General features: G+C 46.8%; 23 protein-coding genes. 4 read left to right on the top strand and 19 right to left on the bottom strand.

All coding sequences use genetic code 11. The features are described from left to right. Nucleotides 1-9 precede the first annotated feature (9 nt). Nucleotides 10-1,851 carry a dihydroxy-acid dehydratase gene (gene ilvD / locus BSZ04_RS23750; protein WP_010444703.1) on the top strand — a complete coding sequence of 614 codons (1,842 nt, stop codon included), beginning with the start codon at nucleotides 10-12 and terminating at the stop codon, nucleotides 1,849-1,851. A gap of 3 nt (nucleotides 1,852-1,854) precedes the next feature. Further along, nucleotides 1,855-3,384, top strand: a complete 1,530-nt coding sequence (gene ilvA, locus BSZ04_RS23745) for a threonine ammonia-lyase, biosynthetic (RefSeq protein ID WP_010444704.1) — start codon at nucleotides 1,855-1,857, stop codon at nucleotides 3,382-3,384. Nucleotides 3,385-3,422: 38 nt separating this feature from the next. Here ilvA and punR read toward each other — a convergent pair whose 3' ends face one another. After that, nucleotides 3,423-4,325 carry a DNA-binding transcriptional activator PunR gene (punR, locus tag BSZ04_RS23740; RefSeq protein ID WP_010444705.1) on the bottom strand — a complete coding sequence of 301 codons (903 nt, stop codon included), beginning with the start codon at nucleotides 4,323-4,325 and terminating at the stop codon, nucleotides 3,423-3,425. Between the two features lie 153 nt (nucleotides 4,326-4,478). On the opposite strand from punR, the gene punC reads away from it, so the two are divergent. Then, nucleotides 4,479-5,684, top strand: a complete 1,206-nt coding sequence (punC, locus tag BSZ04_RS23735) for a purine nucleoside transporter PunC (protein ID WP_010444706.1) — start codon at nucleotides 4,479-4,481, stop codon at nucleotides 5,682-5,684. An 83-nt stretch (nucleotides 5,685-5,767) separates the two neighbouring features. Here punC and BSZ04_RS23730 read toward each other — a convergent pair whose 3' ends face one another. Continuing rightward, a complete protein-coding gene (locus BSZ04_RS23730) occupies nucleotides 5,768-6,544 on the bottom strand; it encodes a transporter substrate-binding domain-containing protein (RefSeq protein ID WP_088881518.1) in 777 nt (258 codons plus the stop codon). 102 nt (nucleotides 6,545-6,646) lie between these two features. Between BSZ04_RS23730 and BSZ04_RS23725 the strand changes: the two genes are divergently transcribed. Then, nucleotides 6,647-7,387, top strand: a complete 741-nt coding sequence (locus BSZ04_RS23725; protein ID WP_045386089.1) for an amino acid ABC transporter permease — start codon at nucleotides 6,647-6,649, stop codon at nucleotides 7,385-7,387. An 85-nt stretch (nucleotides 7,388-7,472) separates the two neighbouring features. On the opposite strand, the gene glmU is transcribed toward BSZ04_RS23725, so the two are convergent. The 17 genes from glmU to yidC all read right to left on the bottom strand — a co-directional run bounded on the left by glmU (nucleotide 7,473) and on the right by yidC (nucleotide 24,475). Further along, nucleotides 7,473-8,834 carry a bifunctional UDP-N-acetylglucosamine diphosphorylase/glucosamine-1-phosphate N-acetyltransferase GlmU gene (glmU, locus tag BSZ04_RS23720; RefSeq protein ID WP_010444711.1) on the bottom strand — a complete coding sequence of 454 codons (1,362 nt, stop codon included), beginning with the start codon at nucleotides 8,832-8,834 and terminating at the stop codon, nucleotides 7,473-7,475. Between the two features lie 147 nt (nucleotides 8,835-8,981). After that, nucleotides 8,982-9,404 carry a F0F1 ATP synthase subunit epsilon gene (locus BSZ04_RS23715; protein ID WP_005429758.1) on the bottom strand — a complete coding sequence of 141 codons (423 nt, stop codon included), beginning with the start codon at nucleotides 9,402-9,404 and terminating at the stop codon, nucleotides 8,982-8,984. An 18-nt stretch (nucleotides 9,405-9,422) separates the two neighbouring features. Continuing rightward, the gene (gene atpD, locus BSZ04_RS23710; protein ID WP_010444716.1) at nucleotides 9,423-10,826 is read right to left on the bottom strand and encodes a F0F1 ATP synthase subunit beta; all 1,404 of its coding nucleotides are present in this window, start codon (nucleotides 10,824-10,826) and stop codon (nucleotides 9,423-9,425) included. 35 nt (nucleotides 10,827-10,861) lie between these two features. Continuing rightward, the gene (gene atpG / locus BSZ04_RS23705) at nucleotides 10,862-11,728 is read right to left on the bottom strand and encodes a F0F1 ATP synthase subunit gamma (protein WP_010444718.1); all 867 of its coding nucleotides are present in this window, start codon (nucleotides 11,726-11,728) and stop codon (nucleotides 10,862-10,864) included. A 44-nt stretch (nucleotides 11,729-11,772) separates the two neighbouring features. Then, nucleotides 11,773-13,314 carry a F0F1 ATP synthase subunit alpha gene (atpA, locus tag BSZ04_RS23700; protein ID WP_005451027.1) on the bottom strand — a complete coding sequence of 514 codons (1,542 nt, stop codon included), beginning with the start codon at nucleotides 13,312-13,314 and terminating at the stop codon, nucleotides 11,773-11,775. A gap of 13 nt (nucleotides 13,315-13,327) precedes the next feature. Next, nucleotides 13,328-13,861 (bottom strand): F0F1 ATP synthase subunit delta, encoded by a 534-nt coding sequence (gene atpH, locus BSZ04_RS23695; RefSeq protein WP_010444722.1) that lies wholly within the window; start codon nucleotides 13,859-13,861, stop codon nucleotides 13,328-13,330. Between the two features lie 14 nt (nucleotides 13,862-13,875). Then, entirely contained in the window at nucleotides 13,876-14,346 is a 471-nt protein-coding gene (gene atpF / locus BSZ04_RS23690) for a F0F1 ATP synthase subunit B (RefSeq protein WP_005451032.1), read from the bottom strand. A 71-nt stretch (nucleotides 14,347-14,417) separates the two neighbouring features. Continuing rightward, nucleotides 14,418-14,672, bottom strand: a complete 255-nt coding sequence (gene atpE / locus BSZ04_RS23685; protein WP_002540812.1) for a F0F1 ATP synthase subunit C — start codon at nucleotides 14,670-14,672, stop codon at nucleotides 14,418-14,420. A gap of 55 nt (nucleotides 14,673-14,727) precedes the next feature. Further along, on the bottom strand, nucleotides 14,728-15,540 hold the full coding sequence (atpB, locus tag BSZ04_RS23680; protein WP_010444751.1) for a F0F1 ATP synthase subunit A: 813 nt from the start codon (nucleotides 15,538-15,540) through the stop codon (nucleotides 14,728-14,730). A gap of 8 nt (nucleotides 15,541-15,548) precedes the next feature. Beyond that, nucleotides 15,549-15,938, bottom strand: coding sequence for a F0F1 ATP synthase subunit I (locus BSZ04_RS23675; protein WP_010444753.1), 390 nt, complete (start codon nucleotides 15,936-15,938; stop codon nucleotides 15,549-15,551). A 189-nt stretch (nucleotides 15,939-16,127) separates the two neighbouring features. Continuing rightward, a complete protein-coding gene (locus BSZ04_RS23670; protein WP_010444756.1) occupies nucleotides 16,128-17,009 on the bottom strand; it encodes a ParB/RepB/Spo0J family partition protein in 882 nt (293 codons plus the stop codon). Nucleotides 17,010-17,032: 23 nt separating this feature from the next. Beyond that, a complete protein-coding gene (locus BSZ04_RS23665; protein WP_010444758.1) occupies nucleotides 17,033-17,806 on the bottom strand; it encodes a ParA family protein in 774 nt (257 codons plus the stop codon). A gap of 10 nt (nucleotides 17,807-17,816) precedes the next feature. Next, entirely contained in the window at nucleotides 17,817-18,452 is a 636-nt protein-coding gene (gene rsmG / locus BSZ04_RS23660) for a 16S rRNA (guanine(527)-N(7))-methyltransferase RsmG (protein WP_010444760.1), read from the bottom strand. Beyond that, nucleotides 18,452-20,347 carry a tRNA uridine-5-carboxymethylaminomethyl(34) synthesis enzyme MnmG gene (mnmG, locus tag BSZ04_RS23655; RefSeq protein ID WP_088881517.1) on the bottom strand — a complete coding sequence of 632 codons (1,896 nt, stop codon included), beginning with the start codon at nucleotides 20,345-20,347 and terminating at the stop codon, nucleotides 18,452-18,454. Before mnmG ends, rsmG begins: the two co-directional genes overlap by 1 nt. Nucleotides 20,348-20,816: 469 nt before the next feature. Then, nucleotides 20,817-21,257 carry an FMN-binding protein MioC gene (gene mioC, locus BSZ04_RS23650; RefSeq protein ID WP_010444763.1) on the bottom strand — a complete coding sequence of 147 codons (441 nt, stop codon included), beginning with the start codon at nucleotides 21,255-21,257 and terminating at the stop codon, nucleotides 20,817-20,819. Nucleotides 21,258-21,358: 101 nt separating this feature from the next. Further along, the gene (gene mnmE, locus BSZ04_RS23645) at nucleotides 21,359-22,720 is read right to left on the bottom strand and encodes a tRNA uridine-5-carboxymethylaminomethyl(34) synthesis GTPase MnmE (RefSeq protein WP_038885239.1); all 1,362 of its coding nucleotides are present in this window, start codon (nucleotides 22,718-22,720) and stop codon (nucleotides 21,359-21,361) included. A 132-nt stretch (nucleotides 22,721-22,852) separates the two neighbouring features. Continuing rightward, nucleotides 22,853-24,475: a membrane protein insertase YidC gene (yidC, locus tag BSZ04_RS23640; protein WP_088881516.1), complete on the bottom strand. Its 1,623-nt coding sequence runs from the start codon at nucleotides 24,473-24,475 to the stop codon at nucleotides 22,853-22,855. Nucleotides 24,476-24,477 lie beyond the last annotated feature (2 nt).

Raw genomic sequence — 24,477 nt, 5'->3', positions numbered from 1 at the left:
GATTAGGAAATGCCAAAATATAGATCAGCTACCACCACACATGGTCGTAACATGGCGGGTGCTCGCGCACTGTGGCGTGCAACAGGCGTAAAAGACGAAGACTTCGGTAAGCCAATCATCGCTGTCGTAAACTCGTTTACTCAATTTGTTCCGGGTCACGTACACCTAAAAGACATGGGTCAGCTTGTAGCACGTGAAATCGAAAAATCCGGCGGCATCGCTAAAGAATTCAATACCATCGCGGTTGATGATGGTATCGCAATGGGTCACGGCGGTATGCTGTACTCACTACCTTCACGTGAATTGATCGCAGACTCTGTGGAGTACATGGTCAACGCACACTGTGCCGATGCCATGGTGTGTATCTCTAACTGTGACAAAATCACTCCGGGAATGTTGATGGCATCTATGCGTCTTAACATCCCTGTTATCTTTGTCTCTGGTGGTCCAATGGAAGCGGGTAAAACCAAGCTTTCTGATCAGATCATCAAGCTAGACCTTGTTGATGCAATGATCCAAGGCGCGGATCCAAAAGTGTCTGATGAGCAAAGTGAGCAGATCGAACGCAGCGCATGTCCGACGTGTGGATCGTGTTCAGGCATGTTCACCGCAAACTCAATGAACTGTCTAACAGAAGCACTAGGTCTTTCTCAACCAGGTAACGGTTCTATGCTGGCAACGCACGCTGACCGTGAACAACTGTTCCTTAATGCAGGTCGTCGTATCGTTGAACTGACTCGTCGTTACTACGAGCAAGATGACGAATCAGCACTGCCACGCAACATCGCTACGTTTGATGCGTTCGAAAACGCGATGGCACTGGATATTGCAATGGGTGGTTCAACCAACACCATTTTGCACCTGTTAGCTGCAGCGCAAGAAGGCGAAGTGGATTTCGATATGGAAGATATCGATCGCCTATCTCGCCAAGTACCACACCTATGTAAAGTGGCACCATCTACCCAGAAATATCACATGGAAGACGTACACCGCGCTGGTGGCGTAATGGCGATTCTTGGTGAGCTAGACCGTGCAGGTCTACTGCACAACCAAGCTCGCACCGTTCTTGGCCTTTCAATGAAAGAGCAGCTAGCGAAATACGACATCATTCAAACAGAAGACGAAGACGTACTTAAGTTCTTCCGAGCTGGCCCTGCAGGCATTCGTACCACTCAAGCTTTCTCACAAGACTGCCGTTGGGATCGACTTGATGACGACCGTGCAGAAGGTTGTATTCGAACTAAAGAAAATGCCTTTAGCCAAGAAGGTGGCCTAGCGGTTCTATCAGGCAACATCGCACTGGATGGCTGTATCGTTAAGACAGCAGGCGTTGATGAGAGTATTCACAAGTTCACAGGCCCTGCCGTAGTATTTGAAAGCCAAGAAGACGCCGTAGATGGCATCCTGGGTGGCAAAGTCAAAGCAGGCGATGTGGTTGTTATCCGTTACGAGGGCCCTAAAGGTGGTCCGGGCATGCAAGAAATGCTTTACCCAACCACTTACCTAAAATCGATGGGGCTTGGTAAAGAGTGTGCACTTCTGACTGACGGCCGTTTCTCTGGTGGTACATCTGGCCTGTCTATCGGTCACGCCTCTCCTGAAGCAGCAAACGGTGGTGCCATTGGTCTGGTTAAACAAGGCGATATGATCGCGATTGATATTCCAAACCGTTCAATTTCACTCCAAGTGTCTGAACAAGAACTTGCTGAGCGCCGTGCAAAACAAGACGAATTAGGCTGGAAACCAGTAGACCGCCAACGTGAAGTTTCATTTGCACTCAAAGCGTACGCAAGTATGGCGACCAGTGCTGACAAAGGTGCAGTACGAGACAAATCTAAGCTAGAGGGCTAGCTTATGACTCTGACATCACAAACTGGCGCAGACTATCTGCGCCAAATTCTCCGCGCTCCAGTTTACGAAGTGGCAACGGTAACACCACTGCAAGAGATGCCTCGCCTTGCTGCGCGTATTGGTAACAATGTGCAAATCAAGCGCGAAGATCGCCAGCCCGTGCACTCGTTCAAATTACGTGGTGCATACAACATGGTAGCAAGCCTATCTGAAGCGCAAAAAGCTGCAGGTGTGATTGCCGCCTCTGCGGGTAATCATGCTCAAGGTATGGCGCTTTCTGGTACTAAGCTAGGTATTAAGACCACTATCGTGATGCCAAAAACTACGCCAGACATCAAAGTCGATGCAGTACGTGGTTTCGGTGGCAACGTGGTGCTGCACGGCAGTAACTTTGATGAGGCCAAAGCCGAGGCAGAACGCCTTTCAGAGTTGCACGGTTATACTTTTGTCCCACCGTTCGATCATCCACTGGTGATTGCAGGTCAAGGCACCATCGGCATGGAAATGCTGCAGCAAAATGGTCACCTTGATTACATCTTCGTCCCTGTCGGTGGTGGCGGTTTGGCTGCAGGTGTTGCGGTGCTTGTGAAGCAGCTCATGCCAGAAATCAAAGTGATTGCAGTTGAGCCAGAAGATTCGTCATGCCTCAAAGCAGCATTGGATGCTGGTGAGCCAGTGGTACTAGACCAAGTCAGCATGTTTGCCGATGGCGTCGCTGTAAAACGCATTGGCGAAGAGACTTTCCGTCTATGCCAAAAGTACATTGATGGCCATATTGCAGTCTCTAGCGATGAAATCTGCGCAGCAGTAAAAGACATCTTTGAGGACACTCGCGCCATTGCTGAGCCTTCGGGCGCACTTGCTCTGGCGGGTTTGAAGAAGTTTGCTGAGCAAAACAAACTCGAAGGCAAAAATCTAGGCACCGTGCTGTCTGGTGCAAACACTAACTTCCATGGTCTGCGTTATGTTTCTGAGCGTTGCGAGCTTGGTGAGAAACGGGAAGGTTTGCTTGCCGTTACCATCCCTGAGCGTCAAGGTGCATTCTTTGAGTTCTGTAACTTGATTGGCGGCCGTGCCGTAACGGAGTTTAACTACCGCTACAACGATGATGCACTGGCAAATATCTTTGTCGGTGTGCGTTTGCAAGGCGGTCAGGAAGAGCTAGAAAACATCATTCATGATTTACGTGATGGTGGCTACCCTGTGGTTGACCTGTCTGACGATGAAATGGCGAAGCTGCACGTGCGCTACATGATTGGTGGTAAGCCGTCTAAGCCGCTTAAAGAACGCCTCTACAGCTTTGAGTTTCCAGAGTATCCGGGAGCGCTACTTAAGTTCTTAAGCACACTCGGTACTCATTGGAATATCAGCTTGTTCAACTACCGTAACCACGGCGCGGACTACGGACGCGTTTTATGTGGTTTCGAGTTAGATGAAAGCGATTTAGCCCAGTTTTCTGCGCATTTGCGCGAACTTGGTTATCAATGCAAAGACGAAACAGACAACCCATCGTATAAGTTTTTCTTGTCCTAGAACCAACAAAGCCACTTTCCTTGAAAGTGGCTTTGTTATCAATATTGAAGCCAGTCTTGGTGCAGTTTATTCGATGCACCTAAGTAATCTACCATCCACTGAATCAACTTGTGGTTGTCATCTTTGCGCCATACCAAGCAGCACTGACTGATTGGCATGTCATCTTGCAGTACTTTTTCCACTAGTGTTCCTTCATGAATCAACGGCATTGCAATATGACGAGGCATATACCCTACTCCGACGCCATTCTTCAAGCATTCAATTGCGCTGTACCAATTGGGTAACAGCAAACGACGCTGCTTAGGATAGTGGCCAGTATGACGCTTTGGTAGCACGTTCGATGTATCATCAAGACAAATAGCCGGAAACTGACTGACAAACTCTTCAGTTAGAATTTGCTGGCGGACACAAGGGTGAGCTGGCGACATCACGAATGCCCAATCCAATACGCCCATATCTTTGACCTCAAAATCCCCACCAACAGGTATCGCAGATGTTGCTCCAACGACAATATCAGCACGCCCCTGGGCGATGGCTTCCCATGAGCCGTTAAATACCTCCATGTTGATTTGCAGCTCTGCAAACTCAAATTCACGGTAGAAGTCTTCAACCAAAGGTTTGAGCTTATCTAACTTAACCACATTATCTAGCGTGAGCTTCAACGTTGACTGCCAGCCATGTGCGGCACGACGGGTTTGTGCTTTGACTTCAGCCATTTGTCTGAGTAGCAGACGAGCTTCTTCGATAAACAACTCACCAGCAGGGGTCAGTTCCACTTTTCTTGGCAGTCGACGGAATAAAACGACATCAAGCTCTTGCTCAACTTGACGAACACCATAACTGATCGCAGAGGGTACTTTATGCAGAACTTCAGCTGCCGCTGTAAAACTGCCTAAACGAGCAACAGTATCTAGCATTTCTAACGAAGACTTCGAGAACACGGCCGTAACCTTTCAAAAAATTTGATTGATAACTAATAATTTTAGCGTTTTATTTTCTCAAAATCGAAAAATAGAATGGAAGGGTAAATAAATCGGGGTTGGCGCCAACGGATATTGACTAAAAAGTGATTAAATAATTTGATTGGTTGAATCATGAAAATCTCAAAACTACAGCTTGTTTATCTAGCAGCCCTATCTATGCTTGGCTTTATTGCCACGGATATGTACTTACCAGCGTTCAAAGCAATGGAAATAGACTTTGCCACTGGTCCAGAACAAATCGCACTTTCTTTAACTGTATTTCTTGTTGGTATGGCTTTTGGTCAGTTGATGTGGGGCTTAGCTTCAGACAAATTCGGCCACCGCAATACGCTGGCGGCAGGTCTAGTGATATTCACTATCGCCTCGTTTGGTTTAGCGTTCAGTGAACAAGTATGGCAGTTATTGGCACTGCGTTTCGTACAAGCAATCGGTGTCTGTGCTCCTGCTGTAATCTGGCAAGCGATGGTAATCAAACGTCACTCAAGCCAGAGCCAACAGATTTTTGCCACTATCATGCCGCTGGTGGCACTGTCTCCAGCGCTCGCTCCTCAGCTAGGTGTACTACTGGCTGACAGCTTTGGTTGGCACAGTATTTTCGTTGCACTAACGCTTATGGGTGTGCTGTTGGTCGTTGCGACTATGGCGCAAAAAAATGAAAAAGTAGAAGCCAAACAAACCAGTATGTCTTCAGATATCAAAGCATTACTGGGTTCTAAAACATACCTAGGTAACGTATTTATGTTTGCAACTGCTTCTGCAGCGTTCTTTGCTTACCTAACAGGTATGCCTGAAATCATGGCACAACTGGGCTACGAAGCTAAAGACATTGGTTTGAGCTTTATCCCTCAGACGATCGCATTTATGGCGGGTGGTTACTTAGGTAAAGTAGGTGTACGCAAGTTCGGTGACGAAAAAGTTCTGCGTCAGTTAATTGGTCTATTTAGCGTTGCTGCACTACTAATTTTCATTGCTTCGCAATGGCAATTGACGTCAATCTGGCCAATCCTAGCGCCTTTCTGTCTGATTGCGGTAGCGAATGGTGCGCTGTACCCAATCGTAGTCAACCGTGCATTGGCAAGTGCGAAGCAAAGCCCTGCTACCGCAGCGGGTTTGCAAAACAGCTTACAAATTACCGTGAGCAGCCTATCAAGCGCACTAGTAGCAGCGATGGCAAGCCAAGCTCAGATGGTAACGGGCGTCGCTATCATCATCTGTATGGGTGGTCTGTGGATGGGGTACATCCTGTCTAACCGTGAATTATCCAAGCACTTCACGACGCCAGATAATGCTCGCGTGGTGAGTGAAGACGAACTTTAGTTCTGCCAATCTCAGTAGAACAGCAAACAAAGGGCCGCGTTATGCGGCTCTTTGTTTTTATATGTGCATACAAAAGAGAGTACTTACATACTCTGTAAGCCCCATTTTTCAGCCAGTCGTTTAAAGAAGCCTTGGGTTTTCTTCAACTCAACCCAGTGGTTAATATAGTTAATCCAGACTTGGTCGTCTTGAGGCAACAACATCGCAATAGGTGTTGGCTTGCGAGGCTCCTTCACAGGGACAATCGCCAACTGTTTGAATTTCTCCACCAGCGTTGCCGCCTCTACATTAGATGTCACAGAAACATCAGCTCGGCGAGCCAATAACTCTTGGAAATCACGTGCTGGCGCTTCAATGACAATGTGCTGCGCGGATGGAAAAAAGTCTTTGACCATCTTCTCTTGCACGGTACCAAGCGTAGCAGCGACCTTCACTTCAGGTTTATCAAAATCCGCCCAATCAGAGAACTTAGCTAAATCTTTCTTTTGTACCACGGGTACAAACGCAAGATAGAAGTATGGTTGGCTGTAACCTGCTACTTTGGCACGCGACATATTCAATGAAGCGCTACCAGTAACATCATATTTATTGGCAGTAATGCCATTAACTAGCGTTTTCCAATCCGTCGCGATGTATTCCACCTTAACACCGAGCTCTTTGGCCAACTCAGTGGTAACGTCAATATCAAAACCACGATAACTATTGGTAGCGGGGTCTTTCATCGTCATCGGGTTCCAATCGCCAGTCGTCCCTACTCGTAACACGCCACTATCCAGTATTTCATGCAGTCGGCTCTCAGCATGAGCAAATTGAGTAATCACCGATAACCAAAGAACAACAGCAAACATAAGCTTTTTCATTGTATTTCCTTATATACTTATTTTGATTCAAGATTTACAAACACAACCTTGATAACATAGCAGTAACAAGTGGCATTTTTTAGTCAAGTTAGGAAATGAAGGTTGAATAATCGAACGCTGTGGCTCTTTTTCCCTCTATTACTGACAGGTTGCTCTGACTATCAATGGGGGTGGTACATACTTGACCCTTCTACGGAGCAGGGATTAACCAACATCAAGTTTCTAATAGCAGGCTTTAATGACACGATCCAAGTGTCTCTACTCAGCATGCTGTTTGCGATGAGTCTAGGGCTATTGGTCGCCCTTCCAGCCTTATCTGATTCACCTGCACTTAAGTGGCTAAACAGAATCTATGTCGAGATAATCCGCTCGATACCAGTCTTAGTATTGCTACTCTGGGTATACTACGGCATGCCAACGCTGCTTGATGTATCCCTGAATCATTTTTGGGCAGGTGTGATCGCATTAACCATTGCAGAAAGTGCCTTTATGGCGGAAGTGTTTAGAGGAGGAATCCAAGCCATAAGCCGCGGACAACATGAAGCAGCAGAGTCGCTTGGGCTAAACTACTGGCAAAAAATGCGATTGGTGATTCTTCCCCAAGCATTTCGCCAAATCTTACCGCCACTGGGCAATCAATTTGTCTATATTCTCAAGATGAGCTCACTAGTCAGCGTGATTGGTTTAAGTGATCTAACAAGACGAGCCAATGAGTTGGTGGTGAATGAGTACTTACCGTTAGAGATTTATACCTTTCTCGTTTTGGAGTATCTGCTGCTGATTCTTTTGGTCTCTCAAGCGGTGCGTTGGTTAGAGAAACGCATAGCGATCCCGAGTCACTAAGCTCTCTCTTTCACAACACTAGATACAACAAAGCCGCTCAGATGAGCGGCTTTGGTTTATTTCGGTTAAAGAAAGCAGCTGAGGCTTACTTTTGTTTTACCGGGCGTTGCCAACCGGTGATTTTGCGCTCTTTCGCGCGAGTAATCACAAGCTCACCTTCTGCAACGTCTTTAGTCAATGTCGTGCCGGCACCGATCGTTGCACCATCAGCAATCGTCACTGGCGCTACAAGCTGGCTGTCTGAGCCAACGAAGACGTCGTTACCAATGATGGTCTTAAACTTGTTCGCTCCATCGTAGTTACAAGTGATGGTACCTGCACCGATGTTAGTACGTTGACCGATCTCAGCATCACCTAAGTAAGTCAGATGGTTCGCTTTAGAGCCTTCACCGATACGCGCATTTTTCACTTCTACGAAGTTACCCACGTGAGAGTCGTTACGCATTTCAGCGCCAGGGCGTAGGCGCGTGAATGGACCAACCGTACATTCTTCACCAACAGTTGCACCTTCAATCACACTGTAAGGGCGGACAACCGTGTTATCGTCGATTTCACAGTCTTTCAGTACACAACCAGCGCCTATCACGACGTTATCACCCAGTGATACTTTACCTTCGATGATCACATTGGCATCGATTTCACAATCCATACCACATTGCAGCTCACCGCGCAGATCAAAGCGGGAAGGATCACGCAGCATCACGCCCTGCTCTAGCAGTTTCTGAGCTTGCATTGATTGGAATGCGCGCTCTAGACGAGCCAATTGAGCACGATCGTTGACACCCTCAACCTCAATAGAGTTAACCGGATGCACAGCCTCTACCGCTCGGCCTTCACTATGTGCAGCCGCGATAACATCCGTTAGATAGTATTCACCTTGAGCGTTTTCATTATTTAGACCAGCAAGCCAGCGTTTCAGGTCACCACCTGTCGCCACCAGCACACCAGTGTTACATTCTTTGATGAGCTTCTGCTCTTCTGTCGCATCTTTTTGCTCAACAATCGCAATAACAGGACCGTTACGTCGAATAATACGACCGTACCCCATCGGGTTATCTAGCATAACAGTCAAAAGTGCAATGCCGCCATTTGGCTGAGCTTCTAATAGGTTTTCGATCGTTTCCGCTGAAATCAGAGGTACATCACCATACAAAACCAAGATCTTTTCATCATCTTCGAAGTGTGGCGAAGCTTGATCAACAGCGTGCCCGGTCCCTAACTGCTCTGCTTGCAAGATCCAATTTACAGGTTCATCAGCTAGCACTGCCTGCATTTGGTCACCACCATGTCCGTAAACTAAGTGAATGTTTTGTGCACCTAAAGTCGCACATGTATCAATCACATGCTTCGCCATCGGTTTGCCAGCAAGGGTATGCAGTACTTTCGGCATGTTGGAGTACATGCGTGTACCTTTACCCGCAGCAAGAATTACCGCGCTAAACTTCATCGAATTACCTTTAAACTGAAATAAAACTGTCGACTATTGTAGTCAGTTAAGAAGCAATAGTTAACGTAGGAAGGTAAATTTCCCTTAAAAAATAAGCAAAAAGGCGACCTAATGGCCGCCTTTTACATGCAACGTTGCTAATTGAGCTTAGCGACGCTTTTTGGTCAGCTCGATAACTCGAAGCTGAGCAATGGCTTTAGCCAGTTCACTGGCCGCTTGTGCGAAGTCCATGTCACCATGCTGATTCTGGATTTGCTCCTCAGCGCGGCGCTTGGCTTCTTCTGCCTTCGCTGCGTCTAGATCTTCACCACGAATCGCTGTATCAGCCAGTACTGTAGCAGTACCCGGCTGAACTTCGACCATACCACCAGAGACATAAATGAACTCTTCGTGGCCGTGCTGTTTCACAATACGCACCATACCAGGCTTAATAGCGGACAGCAGCGGAGTGTGGCCGTGGAAAATACCCAGCTCACCTTCGCTACCGGTCACCTGAAACGTTTCTACGCGACCCGAGAAAATACGTTTCTCAGCGCTTACTACGTCTAGGTGAAAGGTTATTGGTGCCATATCGCCTCCTAGTTAGCCTTATAGCTTCTTCGCATTCTCGATAGCATCGTCAATCGTACCGCAGTACATGAACGCTTGCTCTGGAATGTCATCGTATTCACCAGCTAGTAGACCTTTAAAGCCACGTAATGTCTCTTTAAGAGGTACGTAAACGCCTGGGTCACCTGTAAATACTTCCGCTACGTGGTAAGGCTGAGTTAGGAAACGCTCAATCTTACGTGCACGAGATACAACTTGCTTATCTTCTTCAGATAGCTCGTCCATACCTAGAATCGCAATGATGTCTTTCAGCTCTTTGTAGCGCTGAAGTGTCTGCTGAACGCCACGAGCTGTGTCGTAGTGTTCTTGACCAACTACTAGTGGGTCTAGCTGACGAGACGTCGAATCTAGTGGGTCGATCGCTGGGTATAGACCCATTGCTGCGATGTTACGGTTAAGTACAACCGTTGCATCCAAGTGCGCGAACGTTGTTGCTGGAGACGGGTCAGTCAAGTCATCCGCAGGTACGTATACCGCCTGTACAGACGTGATAGAACCTTGACGAGTTGACGTGATACGCTCCTGCAGTACACCCATCTCTTCTGCAAGAGTTGGCTGGTAACCTACCGCTGAAGGCATACGACCTAGCAGTGCTGATACCTCTGTACCTGCAAGCGTGTAACGGTAGATGTTATCAACGAACAGTAGTACGTCACGACCTTCGTCACGGAAACGTTCTGCCATTGTTAGACCAGTCAGTGCAACACGTAGACGGTTGCCTGGTGGCTCGTTCATCTGACCGTAAACCATCGCTACTTTAGATTCTTCAGGATTCTCAACGTTTACAACGCCCGCTTCCTGCATCTCGTAGTAGAAATCGTTACCTTCACGAGTACGTTCACCAACACCAGCAAATACTGATAGACCTGAGTGTTGAAGTGCGATGTTGTTGATAAGTTCCATCATGTTAACGGTCTTACCTACACCTGCACCACCGAATAGACCGATTTTACCACCCTTAGCGAATGGACAAACCAAGTCGATTACCTTAACACCAGTTTCTAGAAGTGCTGTTTCGTTTGATTGCTCTTCGTAGCTTGGTGCTTCACGGTGAATAGAGTAAACCTCTTCTGCACCGATCTCACCACGCTCATCAATCGCGTCACCTAGGACGTTCATGATACGACCTAGAGTTTTAGTACCTACTGGTACTGAAATTGGAGCGCCAGTGTTAACCACTTCAACGCCACGACGTAAACCATCAGAGCTACCCATTACGATACAACGAACTACGCCACCGCCTAGCTGTTGTTGAACCTCAAGAACTAGACGCTCTTTCGATTCTGTAACGTTTAGAGCGTCATATACACTTGGTACTTCGCTCTGTGGGAACTCTACGTCGACTACCGCACCGATGATCTGTACGATCTTACCTGTAGCCATCGTTAATCCTCTAAACTATTTCGTTTTACCTAAGCTTAAACCGCAGATGCACCACCAACGATTTCCGATAGTTCTTGTGTAATCGCAGCCTGACGGGCTTTGTTGTACACAAGTTCTAGATCTTCAATCAAGTTGGTTGCGTTATCCGTTGCAGCCTTCATCGCAATCATTCGAGCCGCTTGCTCACAAGCAAGGTTCTCTACCACACCTTGGTATACCTGAGACTCTACGTAACGCACTAGAAGTGTGTCCAATAGAGGTTTTGGCTCAGGCTCATAGATGTAGTCCCATGAGTGCTCACGCTGCATCTCTTCGCTGTCCGATTTAGGCAAAGGTAGCAATTGATCGATCGTTGGTTGCTGAACCATAGTGTTCACAAACTTGTTGAACACTACGTATAAACGGTCCAGTTCACCTTCATCGTATTTCTTAAGCATTACGCCAACAGAACCGATTAGGTCTTCTAGGCTTGGGTTATCACCCAGACCAGAAACCTGTGCCGCAACTTTTGCGCCACCATTTTTAAAGAAAGCTGTTGCTTTTGAACCGATTACCGCCAGTTCAACTTCAGCACCTTTCTCCTTCCATGATTGCATGTCTGTAACGGCTTTCTTGAACACGTTAATGTTCAAACCACCACACAGACCACGGTCTGTCGAAACGATGATGTAACCAACACGTTTAGCTTCACGCTCTTCTAGGTACGGATGACGGTACTCTAGGTTTGCGTTAGCCACATGACCGATCACTTTACGCATTGTTTCAGCGTATGGACGAGAAGCTTCCATTGCGTCTTGAGAACGACGCATTTTTGAAGCTGCTACCATTTCCATCGCTTTCGTAATTTTCTGCGTGCTTTTAACACTACCGATTTTATTACGTATCTCTTTTGCGCCGGCCATCGTTACTCTCCGTTAGTTGGTGGCAGAAACTGCCACCGACCTAATTACCAAGTTTGGGTTGCTACGAAGTCGTCAGTCAGTTTCTTCAACTGAGCTTCAACTTCATCGTTGTATGCACCCGTCTTGTCGATCTCAGCTGCGAATTCAGCGTATTGACCGCGAGCGTACGATAGTAGAGCCGCTTCGAAATCTAGCAGTTTGCTTAGTTCAACATCTGCTAAATAGCCGCGCTCTGCCGCGAAGATTACTAGTGCTTGGTCAAATACAGACATTGGAGCGTACTGCTTCTGCTTCATTAGTTCTGTAACTTTTTGACCGTGGTCTAGCTGTTTCTTCGTCGCTTCATCAAGGTCAGACGAGAACTGTGCGAATGCCGCTAGTTCACGGTACTGAGCTAGTGCAGTACGGATACCGCCAGATAGCTTCTTGATGATTTTCGTCTGAGCTGAACCACCTACACGAGATACTGAGATACCTGGGTCAACGGCTGGGCGTACACCCGCGTTGAATAACTCAGTTTGTAGGAAGATCTGACCATCGGTAATCGAGATTACGTTAGTCGGTACGAATGCTGAAACGTCACCTGCTTGAGTTTCGATGATAGGAAGAGCAGTCAAAGAACCAGTCTTACCTTTCACTTCACCGTTAGTGAAACGCTCTACGTACTCTTCGTTTACACGAGCTGCACGCTCTAGTAGACGCGAGTGTAAGTAGAATACGTCACCTGGGAATGCCTCACGGCCTGGTGGACGTTTTAGTAGTAGAGAGATCTGACGGTAAGCTACCGCTTGCTTAGATAGATCATCGTAAACAATCAGTGCGTCTTCACCGCGATCGCGGAAGTATTCACCCATCGCACAACCTGCGTATGGCGCTAGGTATTGTAGCGCTGCAGATTCAGAAGCAGATGCAACAACAACGATAGTGTTAGCTAGCGCGCCGTGCTCTTCTAGTTTGCGAACTACGTTAGCGATAGTCGATGCTTTCTGACCGATTGCTACGTAGATTGAGAAAATACCAGAGTCTTTCTGGTTGATAATCGCATCGATCGCCATTGCTGTTTTACCAGTCTGACGGTCACCGATCACAAGCTCACGCTGACCACGACCGATAGGGATCATTGAGTCAACTGATTTGTAGCCAGTTTGTACAGGTTGGTCTACCGATTTACGGTCGATTACACCTGGTGCGATTACTTCTACAGGCGAAGTCAGTTTCGCTTCGATTGGACCTTTACCATCGATAGGTTCACCTAGCGTGTTTACTACGCGACCTAGTAGTTCTGGACCAACTGGCACTTCAAGAATGCGGCCAGTACCTGTAACTTTCATGCCTTCCTTAAGGTCAGCATATGGGCCCATTACTACCGCACCAACCGAGTCACGCTCAAGGTTAAGTGCTAGTGCATAACGGCCACCCGGTAATTCAATCATTTCACCTTGCATCACGTCCGCTAGGCCGTGGATGCGGATGATACCATCGCTTACCGATACGATAGTACCCTCGTTGCGAGCTTCACTAACAACTTCGAAAGATTCGATACGTTGTTTGATTAGATCGCTAATTTCCGTGGAATTAAGTTGCATGCTCCAATCCCCATTAAGACTGCAATGCATCGCTCAGGCGGTTCAAACGACCACGCGCTGAGTCATCGATGACTAGGTCTCCGGCTCGAATAATAACCCCACCAAGTAGGGTCTCATCTACGCTGCAATTCAGCTTCACTTTGCGTTCAAGACGCGCTTCAAGTTTGCTGCCAATATTTGCTAGCTGCTCATCAGAAAGTTCGCTTGCTGAAATCACTTCAACATCGACTTCTTTCTCATGCTCTTTCTTCAATAAGAAGAATTGCTCACAAACATCAGGAAGGGCCGTCAGACGACCATTCTCAGCCATAACCTTAATCAGGTTTTGACCGTGCGCATCAACTTGTTCACCGCAAACTGCAACAAAAATTTCTGCCATTTTATCAGCTGAAACAGAACCCGTTAAAAGTTCATTCATTTGTTCGTTTTTGGCAACTTCAGTAGCGAAAGACAACATTTGGCCCCATTGGTCCAACTGGTCTTTGTCTACAGCAAAGTCAAAAGCTGCTTTAGCATAGGGGCGTGCGATTGTAGTCAAATCAGACATATGCGCCCCCAGACTTAAAGTTTTGCAGTAATGTTGTCGAGAATATCTTTCTGAGCGTCTTTATCGATAGTACGCTCAAGGATTTTCTCAGCACCAGCTACAGCCAGAGTAGCAACTTGTTTGCGCAGCTCATCGCGTGCACGATTACGTTCAGCTTCAAGTTCTGCTTCCGCTTGCGCTAGGATTTTCTGGCGTTCTGCCTGAGCTTCCTCGCGAGCTTCATCAATAATTTGAGACTTACGCTTGTTCGCTTGGTCGATGATCTCAGTTGCTGTGCGCTTCGCTTCTTTCATCTGATCAGAAGCGTTGGCTTGTGCTAGATCCAAGTCTTTTGCAGCACGTTCCGCTGCTTGAAGACCATCAGCAATTTTTTTCTGACGTTCTTCAATCGCTTGCATCAACGGTGGCCATACATACTTCATGCAGAACCACACAAATAGTGCGAACGAGATTGCTTGACCTAGCAGAGTTGCGTTTATGTTCACAACAGCTACCCCTCTATTTGGACTTAGTGTTAATCAGTGACAAGCCTGAGCTCGTCCCGAGTTAAAGGTGATTAACCTAGTTGACCAACGAATGGGTTTGCGAATGTGAATAGTAGCGCGATTACGATACCGATCATTGGAACCGCATCAAGTAGACCTGCGATGATGAACATCTTAACTTGTAGCATAGGAGCCATTTCTGGTTGACGTGCTGCACCTTCTAGGAATTTACCACCTAGTAGTGCGAAACCAATCGCTGTACCAAGAGAAGCAAGACCGACGATAATACCTACGGCGATTGCAGAAAAGCTCAGTAAAGTTTCCATTACTATCTCCAATTTATAGTTGTTGGCTTAGTGCCCAAATAAAAAGCTTAAAAAATTAATGATCAGAGTCTTCGTGTGCCATTGACAGGTAAACAATTGTCAACATCATGAATACGAAGGCTTGAATCGTAATAACCAAGATATGGAAGATTGCCCACGGTAGTGAACCCATCCATTGTAAGTACCATGGTAGCATTGCCGCACAAAGAATGAATACAACCTCACCCGCAAACATGTTACCGAATAGACGCATACCGAGTGATAGAGGTTTCGCTAGTAGCGATACCACTTCAATCAATAGGTTAAACGGAATCATCAGTGGGTGATTGAATGGATGTAGTGCAAGTTCTTTTGCGAATCCACCTAGACCTTTCACTTTGATGCTGTAGTAAATCATCAATGCAAAAACGCCTAGAGCCATAGCCATGGTGATATTCACATCAGCAGACGGTACAACCTTAAGATAAGGGATACCTAGCCAATGCTCTGCTGGGTATGGTAAGAAGTCGATCGGGACTAAGTCCATCACGTTCATCAAAAATACCCAACAAAAGATAGTCAGTGCTAAAGGCGCGATCAGTGGGTTGCGTCCATGGAACGTGTCTTTGACGTTTTCCGCGACAAATTCAACGATCATTTCTACAGCACACTGAAGCTTACCTGGTACACCCGCTGTTGTTTTCTTCGCTACTTTGTAAAAAATTCCTAGGAAAATTAAACCAGTAAACCAAGAAAAAAACAGGCTATCGATATGTACGTTCCAGAAACTTGCTTCATCCGCTACCAAGCCTAACTTAGCTAAAGATAGGTTTGATAAGTGGTGGGCAATGTATCCGGACGATGTTAGCGCTTCACCTGGCGCAGCCATAACTCATCCTATTTTTTGTTGTTAATGAATAGCACTGGTGCACAGATATTAATACCTAGTACCAGCAAATAGGTTAGTTTGAGGGGAACGAGTTCCACCTGCATATACATGTAGGCTACGTAGAACAACACAACCGTGATGAGAATTTTCAGAACTTCACCTGTGTAGAAAGAGGCCGCGACACGCTTGGCAGCGCGAGCTCCACTAAACATAAAAGCACAAAACGCAAAGACAGCGTTGGCAACAACAAAAATGCCCCCACCAACCAGCGCTGAAAGTCCCCATTCAGGATTCACGGCTATCGCCATTCCTGCAGCCACAAAAATAACCGCGCCAGACTGGATCATCAACAATTGCCTTGCGAGCTCTCGTCCTGGTCTAGCTAACGCAGCTACCATGTATTCGTACCTCTAGTAATATCCACTTCGCACTAAACTCTCTGTGCAGGGAAATTGGCGAAAATTATACGGTCAGTCCAACTGAATGCAATTAAATTGCAGCAAAAACTTACAGTTTTGTTTACAAACCGACAACTTTCACACAAAATTCGATTATTTTGATTAATTGACCTAAATCAATTATCTCATCTAGGCCTCAAGCTTGGCAATTAGTTGCTCCAATTTGTGAGGCTCATCAATACTTATCGTCACTTTTGCTTTGCCATTCGCTGAACGGACTAAAGAAACTTTAGCATCAAGCAGTCGACTCAATTTATGCGACATTTGCTCTGCTTCGGTATCTTCTTGTTGAGCTTTTTGCTCATTTTGTGGCGCTAAGCACTTTTTTACTAACTGTTCGGTCTGACGAACGGTCATTTGTTTCTTTGCGACCTGCTCTGCGACTTCGACTTGTTGCTCGCCTTCTAGAGCCAACAACGCACGAGCATGCCCCATTTCTAATTTTTTGTCTGCAACCAAACCTTTTACATCAATTTCTAGCTGATTAAGACGTAATAGGTTACTTACTGTGGTTCTTGATTTACCAATCACATCGGCTACTTGCTGATGGGTGAGAGTAAACTCATCCTGCAAACGCTCAAGTGCTTGAGCTTCTTCAATCACATTCAAATCTTCACGCTGAATGTTTTCAATCAACGCCATCGCAATTGCAGCGCGGTCTTCAACCTTTTTCACCAAACAAGGCACGCGCTTCAGTCCGGCTTGCTTGGCCGCACGCCAACGACGTTCACCAGCAATGATCTCGAACTGACCGCTCGCCACTTGACGCACCACGATAGGTTGAATGATACCTTGTGACTGAATCGAAGCTGCCAGCTCCTCTAACGCCTCAGGAGCCATATCTTTACGCGGTTGGTATACACCCGGCTGTAACTGGCCTATCGCTAAATCTGCCAGTTCTCCATCCGCTGATAGAGCCTGACTTTGAGATGCAATGTGCTGTTTCTCACGCGCTAACGAACTGGTCGACAATAACGCATCCAGTCCTTTTCCAAGACCACGCTTAGACATGGGATGAATTCCTTAGGTTAGTGTTAAACTGGGACTTCTTCGCGGCGAAGCATTTCGCCTGCTAGAGCAAGATACGCTTTGGCACCAGCAGAGTACTTGTCGTAGTACATGGCTGGTTTACCGTGGCTCGGCGCTTCGGCCAAACGCACATTACGTGGGATTACAGTACGGTAAACTTTACTACCAAAGTGCTTTTTCAGTTGATCGGATACTTCATTAGACAGGCGGTTACGTGGATCGTACATAGTACGTAGTAAGCCCTCAATTTTGAGGTTCTCATTGACCACGGCCGCTAACTTGCTGATTGTATCCATAAGAGCAGTTAAACCTTCTAACGCAAAGTATTCACATTGCATCGGCACCAGCACAGAATCTGCTGCGGCCATAGCGTTGATTGTAAGAAGGTTTAGAGAAGGAGGACAATCAATAAAGATGAAATCATAGTTATCGCGAACTGACGCAAGGGCATTTTTCAAACGCACTTCACGAGCGAATACTTCCATCAATTTGATTTCCGCAGCGGTCACGTCACCGTTCGCCGCAATCAGATCGTATTTTCCAGTGGTCTGCGTACACACAACTTGATCAAACGGCGTATCTTCAACCAGAAGATCATACGCCGTTGCGTCTACCATGTACTTATCCACGCCACTGGCCATCGTAGCATTACCTTGAGGGTCGAGATCGATCACCAAAACTTTGCGCTTTGTTGCCGCCATCGAAGCTGCTAAGTTAATGCACGTTGTTGTTTTGCCGACCCCACCTTTCTGGTTGGCGATTGCTACGATTTTACCCACGATTACCTCGCTAATTTTCCTTGCGCGATAAGATTACTAGATGACGATCACCTTCCAACTCAGGAACAGCTAAAGATATGATCTCTGTCACACAACACCATTCAGGAAGCAGATCTATTTCATCTTTAGGGTGTTGTCCTTTCAACGCAAGAAACACCCCAGAATCTTGTTTAGGCAGATGATGACACCACTCCACCATATCCGTCATTGAAGCAAAAGCTCGACTCAAAACGCCATCAAATTTTTCTTCTGGTTGGAACTCTTCGACGCGACTTTGAATTGGCGTCACATTTTTCAGTCCCAGCGAATGCACAACTTGCTTGATGAAGCGAATGCGTTTGCCAAGACTATCAAGTAAGAAAAATGTCTTACCTGGGTTCATTATCGCCAATGGAATACCAGGCAAACCAGGCCCTGTACCTACATCAATAAAGCGCTCACCTGGTAAGTGAGTGCTAACGATGATGCTATCAAGGATATGTTTCACTAACATATCAAGAGGATCACGAACCGACGTTAGGTTGTAAGCTTTATTCCACTTGTCGAGCAGTTCGACGTAACCAACTAACTGCTCACGTTGTTTATCAGAGACTTCTAAATCGGTTTTGGCGATCAGAGCATCCAGTCTAGTACGTAGTGCGCTCATTACTCTTCCTCACCTTTTTTCAACAAGCCATGTTTTTTCAGGTGCACTAGCAGAATAGAAATCGCTGCAGGCGTAATACCTGAGATACGAGATGCAATACCGATGCTTTCTGGTTTTGCTTCCGTTAGCTTCGCCACAACTTCATTGGAAAGGCCTTTTACGTCTTTGTAATCGATATCGGCTGGTAACTTAGTGTGCTCGTGGCGCAGTGACTTTTCGATCTCTTCTTGCTGACGCTTGATGTAACCATCGTACTTCACTTGAATTTCTACCTGCTCAGACGCTTGTTGATCTTCTAGTGCCGGTGCAAACGCATCAAGTTGCGTCAGTTGCGAGTATGAGATCTCCGGACGACGCAGAAGATCTTCACCGCTTGCTTCACGTGCCATTGGTGTTTTCAATAGCTTGTTCAGCTCATCAATGCCTGCAGAATTCGGGTTCATCCACGTCGATTTTAGACGTTGGCGCTCGGTTTCCATGTTATCGATTTTCTCGTTGAAACGTGCCCAACGCACATCATCAATCAAACCAAGTTCACGAGCTTTTTCTGTCAGACGTAAATCGGCATTGTCTTCACGTAACAACAAACGGTATTCGGCACGAGACGTGAACATGCGGTACGGTTCTTTGGTACCCATGGTCGACAAGTCGTCAATCAGCACACCCATGTACGCTTGATCACGGCGAGGGCTCCAGCCTTCTTTGCCTTGGCTGTGCAAACTTGCGTTCAAACCAGCCATCAGACCTTGTGCCGCCGCTTCTTCGTAACCAGTTGTGCCGTTAATTTGGCCAGCAAAGAACAAACCACTGATGAATTTAGTTTCGTAGGTTTGCTTCAAATCACGAGGATCGAAGAAATCGTACTCAATCGCGTAACCAGGACGAACAATGTGTGCGTTCTCAAAACCTTTCATAGAACGAACGATTTGTACTTGCACGTCAAATGGCAAGCTAGTGGAAATACCATTCGGGTATAGCTCGTGCGTCGTTAGGCCTTCTGGCTCAATGAAGATTTGGTGGCTGTTCTTGTCCGCAAAGCGCATCACTTTGTCTTCGATAGACGGGCAGTAGCGTGGGCCAATCCCTTCAATCACACCGGCATACATTGGGCTGCGATCAAGGTTGTTGCGGATCACCTCATGAGTTTGTTCATTGGTGTGTGTAATAAAACATGGAATTTGACGTGGCTGGTGCTCACGTTTACCCATGAATGAGAATACAGGTGTTGGATTATCACCGTGTTGTGCCTCTAACACTGAGAAATCCACACTACGTGCATCAATACGTGGTGGTGTACCTGTTTTCAGACGATCGACACGAAATGGCAGTTCACGTAGTCGATCCGCCAATGCGATCGATGGTGGATCCCCAGCGCGACCGCCAGAAGAGCTTTCCATACCGATGTGGATCTTACCACCAAGGAAGGTGCCAACTGTCAATACCACCGCTTTTGCGTGGAATTTCAGCCCCATTTGCGTCACAACGCCAACCACACGATCTTGGTCCACAATCAGATCATCAACCGATTGTTGGAACAGAGTAAGGTTTGGTGCGTTTTCTAGCGCGTTACGTACATACGCTTTGTACAATGCACGGTCAGCTTGAGCACGTGTTGCTCGAACCGCTGGACCTTTAGAGGCATTTAGTGTTCGGAATTGAATACCTGCATGGTCAATGGCCTCAGCCATCAGACCGCCCATAGCATCCACTTCTTTTACTAAGTGACCTTTACCGATACCACCAATCGCCGGATTACAAGACATCTGGCCTAATGTATCGATGTTATGGGTAAGGAGTAAGGTTTTTTGTCCTGTGCGTGCAGATGCGAGCGCGGCTTCCGTTCCTGCGTGTCCGCCACCGACAACAATGACGTCAAAGTTTTCGTGATAAAGCATGAACTGACCTCAGGTATTCAAAGGATTAAATGGACAGATAAAAAAGAGCGGTATTTTACCTTTTTTATCTGTGAGAGAGAATCGTTTTCTCGCTTTTCACATTTTAGTCTTCAAGATTATATATATAAGATCTATATATATGATCTTTTATTGGATCTATTATTAGGATCGCAGGTTTCTGTGGATAACTAGAAAATGATCAACAAGATCATGGATCTTCTTTGGATCATATCTTGTGATCATGATTTGATCTGATCGAGGATTACCTGGGATCAAAAGTGTGGGTTATACACAGGGGTAAAATTGGATCCAAGTTGTTATTTGGATAACTAAAGGAAAATCACTGGATCTTCCCTGACTTATCCACAGATGGTTTGAGTGTTTTTTGAGCGGTTGAACAATTGGTTTTGCTAGGAGTTGTTCACAAAGAGGAAAATCAGAGCCGTGATTCGACTCTGAGAGGGGGGAGTTAAGCGGAAAATCGAGACAGGTTTTCGTTTAGCCACATTTCTGCAGCATCTTCTGGCACGTCGTGGCTAAGCACATCAATTTTCAAGCAGTCTGTAATAGGCGTAGCACCGATGTCTTCGAGTAGGTCATACGCGTGCTGGCCTGCTGCGCAGAAGGTATCGTAGCTTGAGTCACCAATTGCAATCACCGCAAACTTCACATCAGCCATCTTAGGTGGCGTATTCTGTAATGCAGCAATGAAAGGCTGAATGTTATCTGGGTATTCGCCCGCACCGTGGGTTGAAGTAATCAGCAACCAAGTGCCTTGGTTCTCGATTGATGCCAATTCAGGTTGGTTGTGGATCGTGGTTTCAAAACCGTTTTCATTCAGTAGATCACTAAGGTGATCACCCACGTACTCTGCGCCACCTAGCGTACTGCCTGTAATAATGTGGATCATGTGTCTTCCTTTATTGAGCCATACTGACGCCAGTATTGCTGTTAGCGTCAGTACAAAAAGAAACGCGGTGTTAAACTTATGCTTAACACCGCGCGTTTTGGTTATTTACCGATACAGAATGAGGAGAAGATTCGGCCTAATAGGTCATCCGAGCTAAATTCACCGGTAATCTCATTCAAGTGCTGCTGAGTGATTCGTAACTCTTCTGCCAAGATTTCTCCAGCCATAAAGCCTTCAAGTTGCTCTTGACCGATTTGAAGATGCTGAGCAGCACGTTCTAGTGCATCCAAGTGACGACGACGAGCCATAAAGCCGCCTTCGGTGTTACCTGAGAAGCCCATACATTCTTTTAGGTGACTGCGTAAAGCATCCACACCTGCTCCTGTTTTTGCAGAGAGGCGAATTAAGGTTGGATCGTTGACATGGCAGATCCCCATTTCTTCACTGGTTTGATCCGCTTTGTTGCGGATCACTGTCATGCCGATGCTGTTAGGTAGGCGATCTACAAAGTCTGGCCAGATGTCTTTTGGATCCGTCGCGTCAGTTGTCGTACCGTCCACCATGAATAGCACTCGGTCAGCTTGGGCGATTTCATCCCATGCGCGCTCGATTCCGATTTTCTCGACTTCGTCTGAAGCGTCACGCAGACCTGCAGTATCGATGATGTGTAGTGGCATTCCATCAATATGGATATGCTCACGTAGTACGTCACGGGTGGTACCTGCAATATCGGTCACAATCGCAGACTCTTTGCCTGATAGGGCGTTAAGTAGGCTTGATTTGCCTGCATTGGGGCGACCGGCAATCACGACTTTCATGCCTTCGCGCATAATGGCGCCTTGGTTCGCTTCTTTGCGTACCGCATCGAGGTTATCAATGATGGCTTGTAAGTCGCCAGATACTTTCCCATCGGCCAAAAAGTCGATCTCTTCTTCAGGGAAGTCAATCGCGGCTTCAACGTAAATACGCAAATGGATCAGCGATTCCACCAGCGTTTGAATACGTTGTGAGAACTGACCCTGCAGTGATTGCAGTGCTGATTTGGCCGCTTCTTCTGAGCTGGCATCAATCAGGTCGGCAATCGCTTCTGCTTGAGTAAGATCCATCTTATCGTTTAGGAAGGCGCGTTCAGAGAACTCACCAGGACGCGCGGCACGCACGCCATCAATACCCAAGATACGCTTAATCAGCATATCCATTACAACAGGGCCACCATGGCCTTGCAGTTCAAGTACGTCTTCGCCTGTAAACGAGTGTGGGTTAGGGAAGTACAGGGCAATGCCTTGGTCTAGCACTGTGCCGTCTTCCGCTTGGAATGGCAGATACTCTGCGTAGCGAGGCTTTAGCGTCTTACCTGTGACTTCTAGCGCCACTTGATTGGCCTTAGGGCCAGAAACACGAATAATGCCGACACCACCACGACCGGGTGCGGTAGCCTGAGCGACAATCGTATCTGTAGTCATAATCTTGCCTTTTGAGCTGGGCTATAGGGTTACACCCCTAGGGAGCCAGAACCAATTAATTAGCTGAATTGTAATCAGCCAAAAACAAAAAGGCGACCTTTTGGCCGCCTTTCTTATGCTTTTCTATCAAGGTTACTTAGTGTGTAAGCCTTTTTTCTCCAGCGCTTTGTAAATCAAAGTTTGCTGGATAAGCGTAACGATGTTCGACACCAACCAGTATAGAACTAGGCCTGATGGGAAGAACAAGAAGAAGAAGGTAAACATAACCGGCATAAAGGTCATGATCTTCTGCTGCATTGGATCTGTTACGGTTGTTGGGCTCATCTTCTGGATTAGGAACATTGACGCACCCATCAGTAGCGGCAGGATGTAGTAAGGGTCCTGTGCTGAAAGGTCGTGAATCCAACCGAAGAATGGTGAGTGACGAAGCTCAACCGATTCCATTAGTGCCCAGTATAGCGCGATGAAGATAGGCATCTGTAGGATAAGAGGTAAACAGCCACCTAGTGGGTTCACTTTCTCTTTCTTGTACAGTTCCATCATCTCTTGGCTCATGCGCTGACGGTCATCACCGATGCGCTCACGCATTGCTTGCAGCTTAGGCTGTAGCATACGCATTTTCGCCATAGACGTGTATTGCGCTTTCGTTAGTGGGTACATTGCACCACGAACGATGAAGGTCAAACAGATGATTGCCACACCCCAGTTACCCACGAAGCTTTGGATGAAAGCAAGCAGTGAGTGAAGTGGTTTAGCGATGAACCATAGCCAGCCGTAGTCCACTACTAGATCTAGGTTTGGTGCCACTGCTGCCATTTCGTTTTGTAGCTTAGGACCAACCCATAGTGTTGCTTCAAACTTCGCTTGGTCGCCCGTTGCGATAGTTTTGTTTGGCATACGCACGCCGATGTCGCCTAGGTTACCAATCACGCGAGTGTACAGGTTAGTACCTGGTTCGTTGCGTGGGATCCAAGCTGCTGCGAAGTAGTGTTGGATCATTGCTGCCCAACCTTGGCCATCCGCTAGGTTGATAGACAGGTTACGATCCTGCATATCTTCGAAGCTGTATTTCTTGTAACGAACGTCTTCTGTAGAGTAAGCGCCGCCACGGTAAGTAGGCATTGTGATGCTACCACCAGCGTCCATTAGGTTTTGACGCAAGTGAGCGTACATACCAAATGTTGCGTTGTTACCAGAGTTGTTCACTACATCGTATTCAACGTTCAGCGCGTAGCTGCCACGTTTTAATACGTAAGTCTTGATGTATTCGATGCCATTCGCAGTGAAAGTCATTGGAACGCGTAGTTCATCTTGACCGTCAGCTAGAGTGAAGCTATCTGCGCTCACGTTGTAGTGAGGACGGTTAGTGCTGCTAAGGTCGATACCTTGAGGACCCACTAGACCGCTTTGTGCGATGAACTGGTGACCTTTAGTGTCTTTTAGCAGAACGAATGGGTCTGATGAATCAAGTTCAGCAGAGTATTTGTTCAGGTCGGCATGTACCACATCGCCACCAACGGTGTCGATCGACAGAGTTAAAACATCAGTCGTTACTGTGATAGTTTTTGCAGAAGCTTGCTGTTGACCAGGAACTGGGTCTAGCTCATCCGCAAAAGATGGTGCAGGTAGAGTACTGCTTGATTGAGCCTGTTCAACCGCTTGAGGTGCTGGATTCTTTGCGACTTGCCACTGTTGAAACAGCAAGAAAGAAACCAGTGCCAGAGCGATGAGCAGGATATTACGTTGAGAATCCATCG

This window comes from Vibrio rotiferianus (assembly GCF_002214395.1).
GTDB classification, from domain to species: domain Bacteria; phylum Pseudomonadota; class Gammaproteobacteria; order Enterobacterales; family Vibrionaceae; genus Vibrio; species Vibrio rotiferianus.
This window is presented reverse-complemented; position numbering and strand designations above follow the sequence as displayed.

Coding starts and splice junctions, on each gene's coding strand:
- atpA (WP_005451027.1), bottom strand. CDS start 13,314: ATGCAACTTAATTCCACGGAAATTAGCGATCTAATCAAACAACGTATC.
- BSZ04_RS23715 (WP_005429758.1), bottom strand. CDS start 9,404: ATGGCACCAATAACCTTTCACCTAGACGTAGTAAGCGCTGAGAAACGT.
- ilvA (WP_010444704.1), top strand. CDS start 1,855: ATGACTCTGACATCACAAACTGGCGCAGACTATCTGCGCCAAATTCTC.
- mnmG (WP_088881517.1), bottom strand. CDS start 20,347: ATGCTTTATCACGAAAACTTTGACGTCATTGTTGTCGGTGGCGGACAC.
- punC (WP_010444706.1), top strand. CDS start 4,479: ATGAAAATCTCAAAACTACAGCTTGTTTATCTAGCAGCCCTATCTATG.
- mnmE (WP_038885239.1), bottom strand. CDS start 22,720: ATGACTACAGATACGATTGTCGCTCAGGCTACCGCACCCGGTCGTGGT.
- rsmG (WP_010444760.1), bottom strand. CDS start 18,452: ATGAGCGCACTACGTACTAGACTGGATGCTCTGATCGCCAAAACCGAT.
- glmU (WP_010444711.1), bottom strand. CDS start 8,834: ATGAAGTTTAGCGCGGTAATTCTTGCTGCGGGTAAAGGTACACGCATG.
- BSZ04_RS23675 (WP_010444753.1), bottom strand. CDS start 15,938: ATGGTAGCTGCGTTAGCTAGACCAGGACGAGAGCTCGCAAGGCAATTG.
- atpB (WP_010444751.1), bottom strand. CDS start 15,540: ATGGCTGCGCCAGGTGAAGCGCTAACATCGTCCGGATACATTGCCCAC.
- BSZ04_RS23670 (WP_010444756.1), bottom strand. CDS start 17,009: ATGTCTAAGCGTGGTCTTGGAAAAGGACTGGATGCGTTATTGTCGACC.
- mioC (WP_010444763.1), bottom strand. CDS start 21,257: ATGATCCACATTATTACAGGCAGTACGCTAGGTGGCGCAGAGTACGTG.
- ilvD (WP_010444703.1), top strand. CDS start 10: ATGCCAAAATATAGATCAGCTACCACCACACATGGTCGTAACATGGCG.
- atpE (WP_002540812.1), bottom strand. CDS start 14,672: ATGGAAACTTTACTGAGCTTTTCTGCAATCGCCGTAGGTATTATCGTC.
- atpH (WP_010444722.1), bottom strand. CDS start 13,861: ATGTCTGATTTGACTACAATCGCACGCCCCTATGCTAAAGCAGCTTTT.
- atpG (WP_010444718.1), bottom strand. CDS start 11,728: ATGGCCGGCGCAAAAGAGATACGTAATAAAATCGGTAGTGTTAAAAGC.
- atpD (WP_010444716.1), bottom strand. CDS start 10,826: ATGGCTACAGGTAAGATCGTACAGATCATCGGTGCGGTAGTCGACGTA.
- BSZ04_RS23730 (WP_088881518.1), bottom strand. CDS start 6,544: ATGAAAAAGCTTATGTTTGCTGTTGTTCTTTGGTTATCGGTGATTACT.
- yidC (WP_088881516.1), bottom strand. CDS start 24,475: ATGGATTCTCAACGTAATATCCTGCTCATCGCTCTGGCACTGGTTTCT.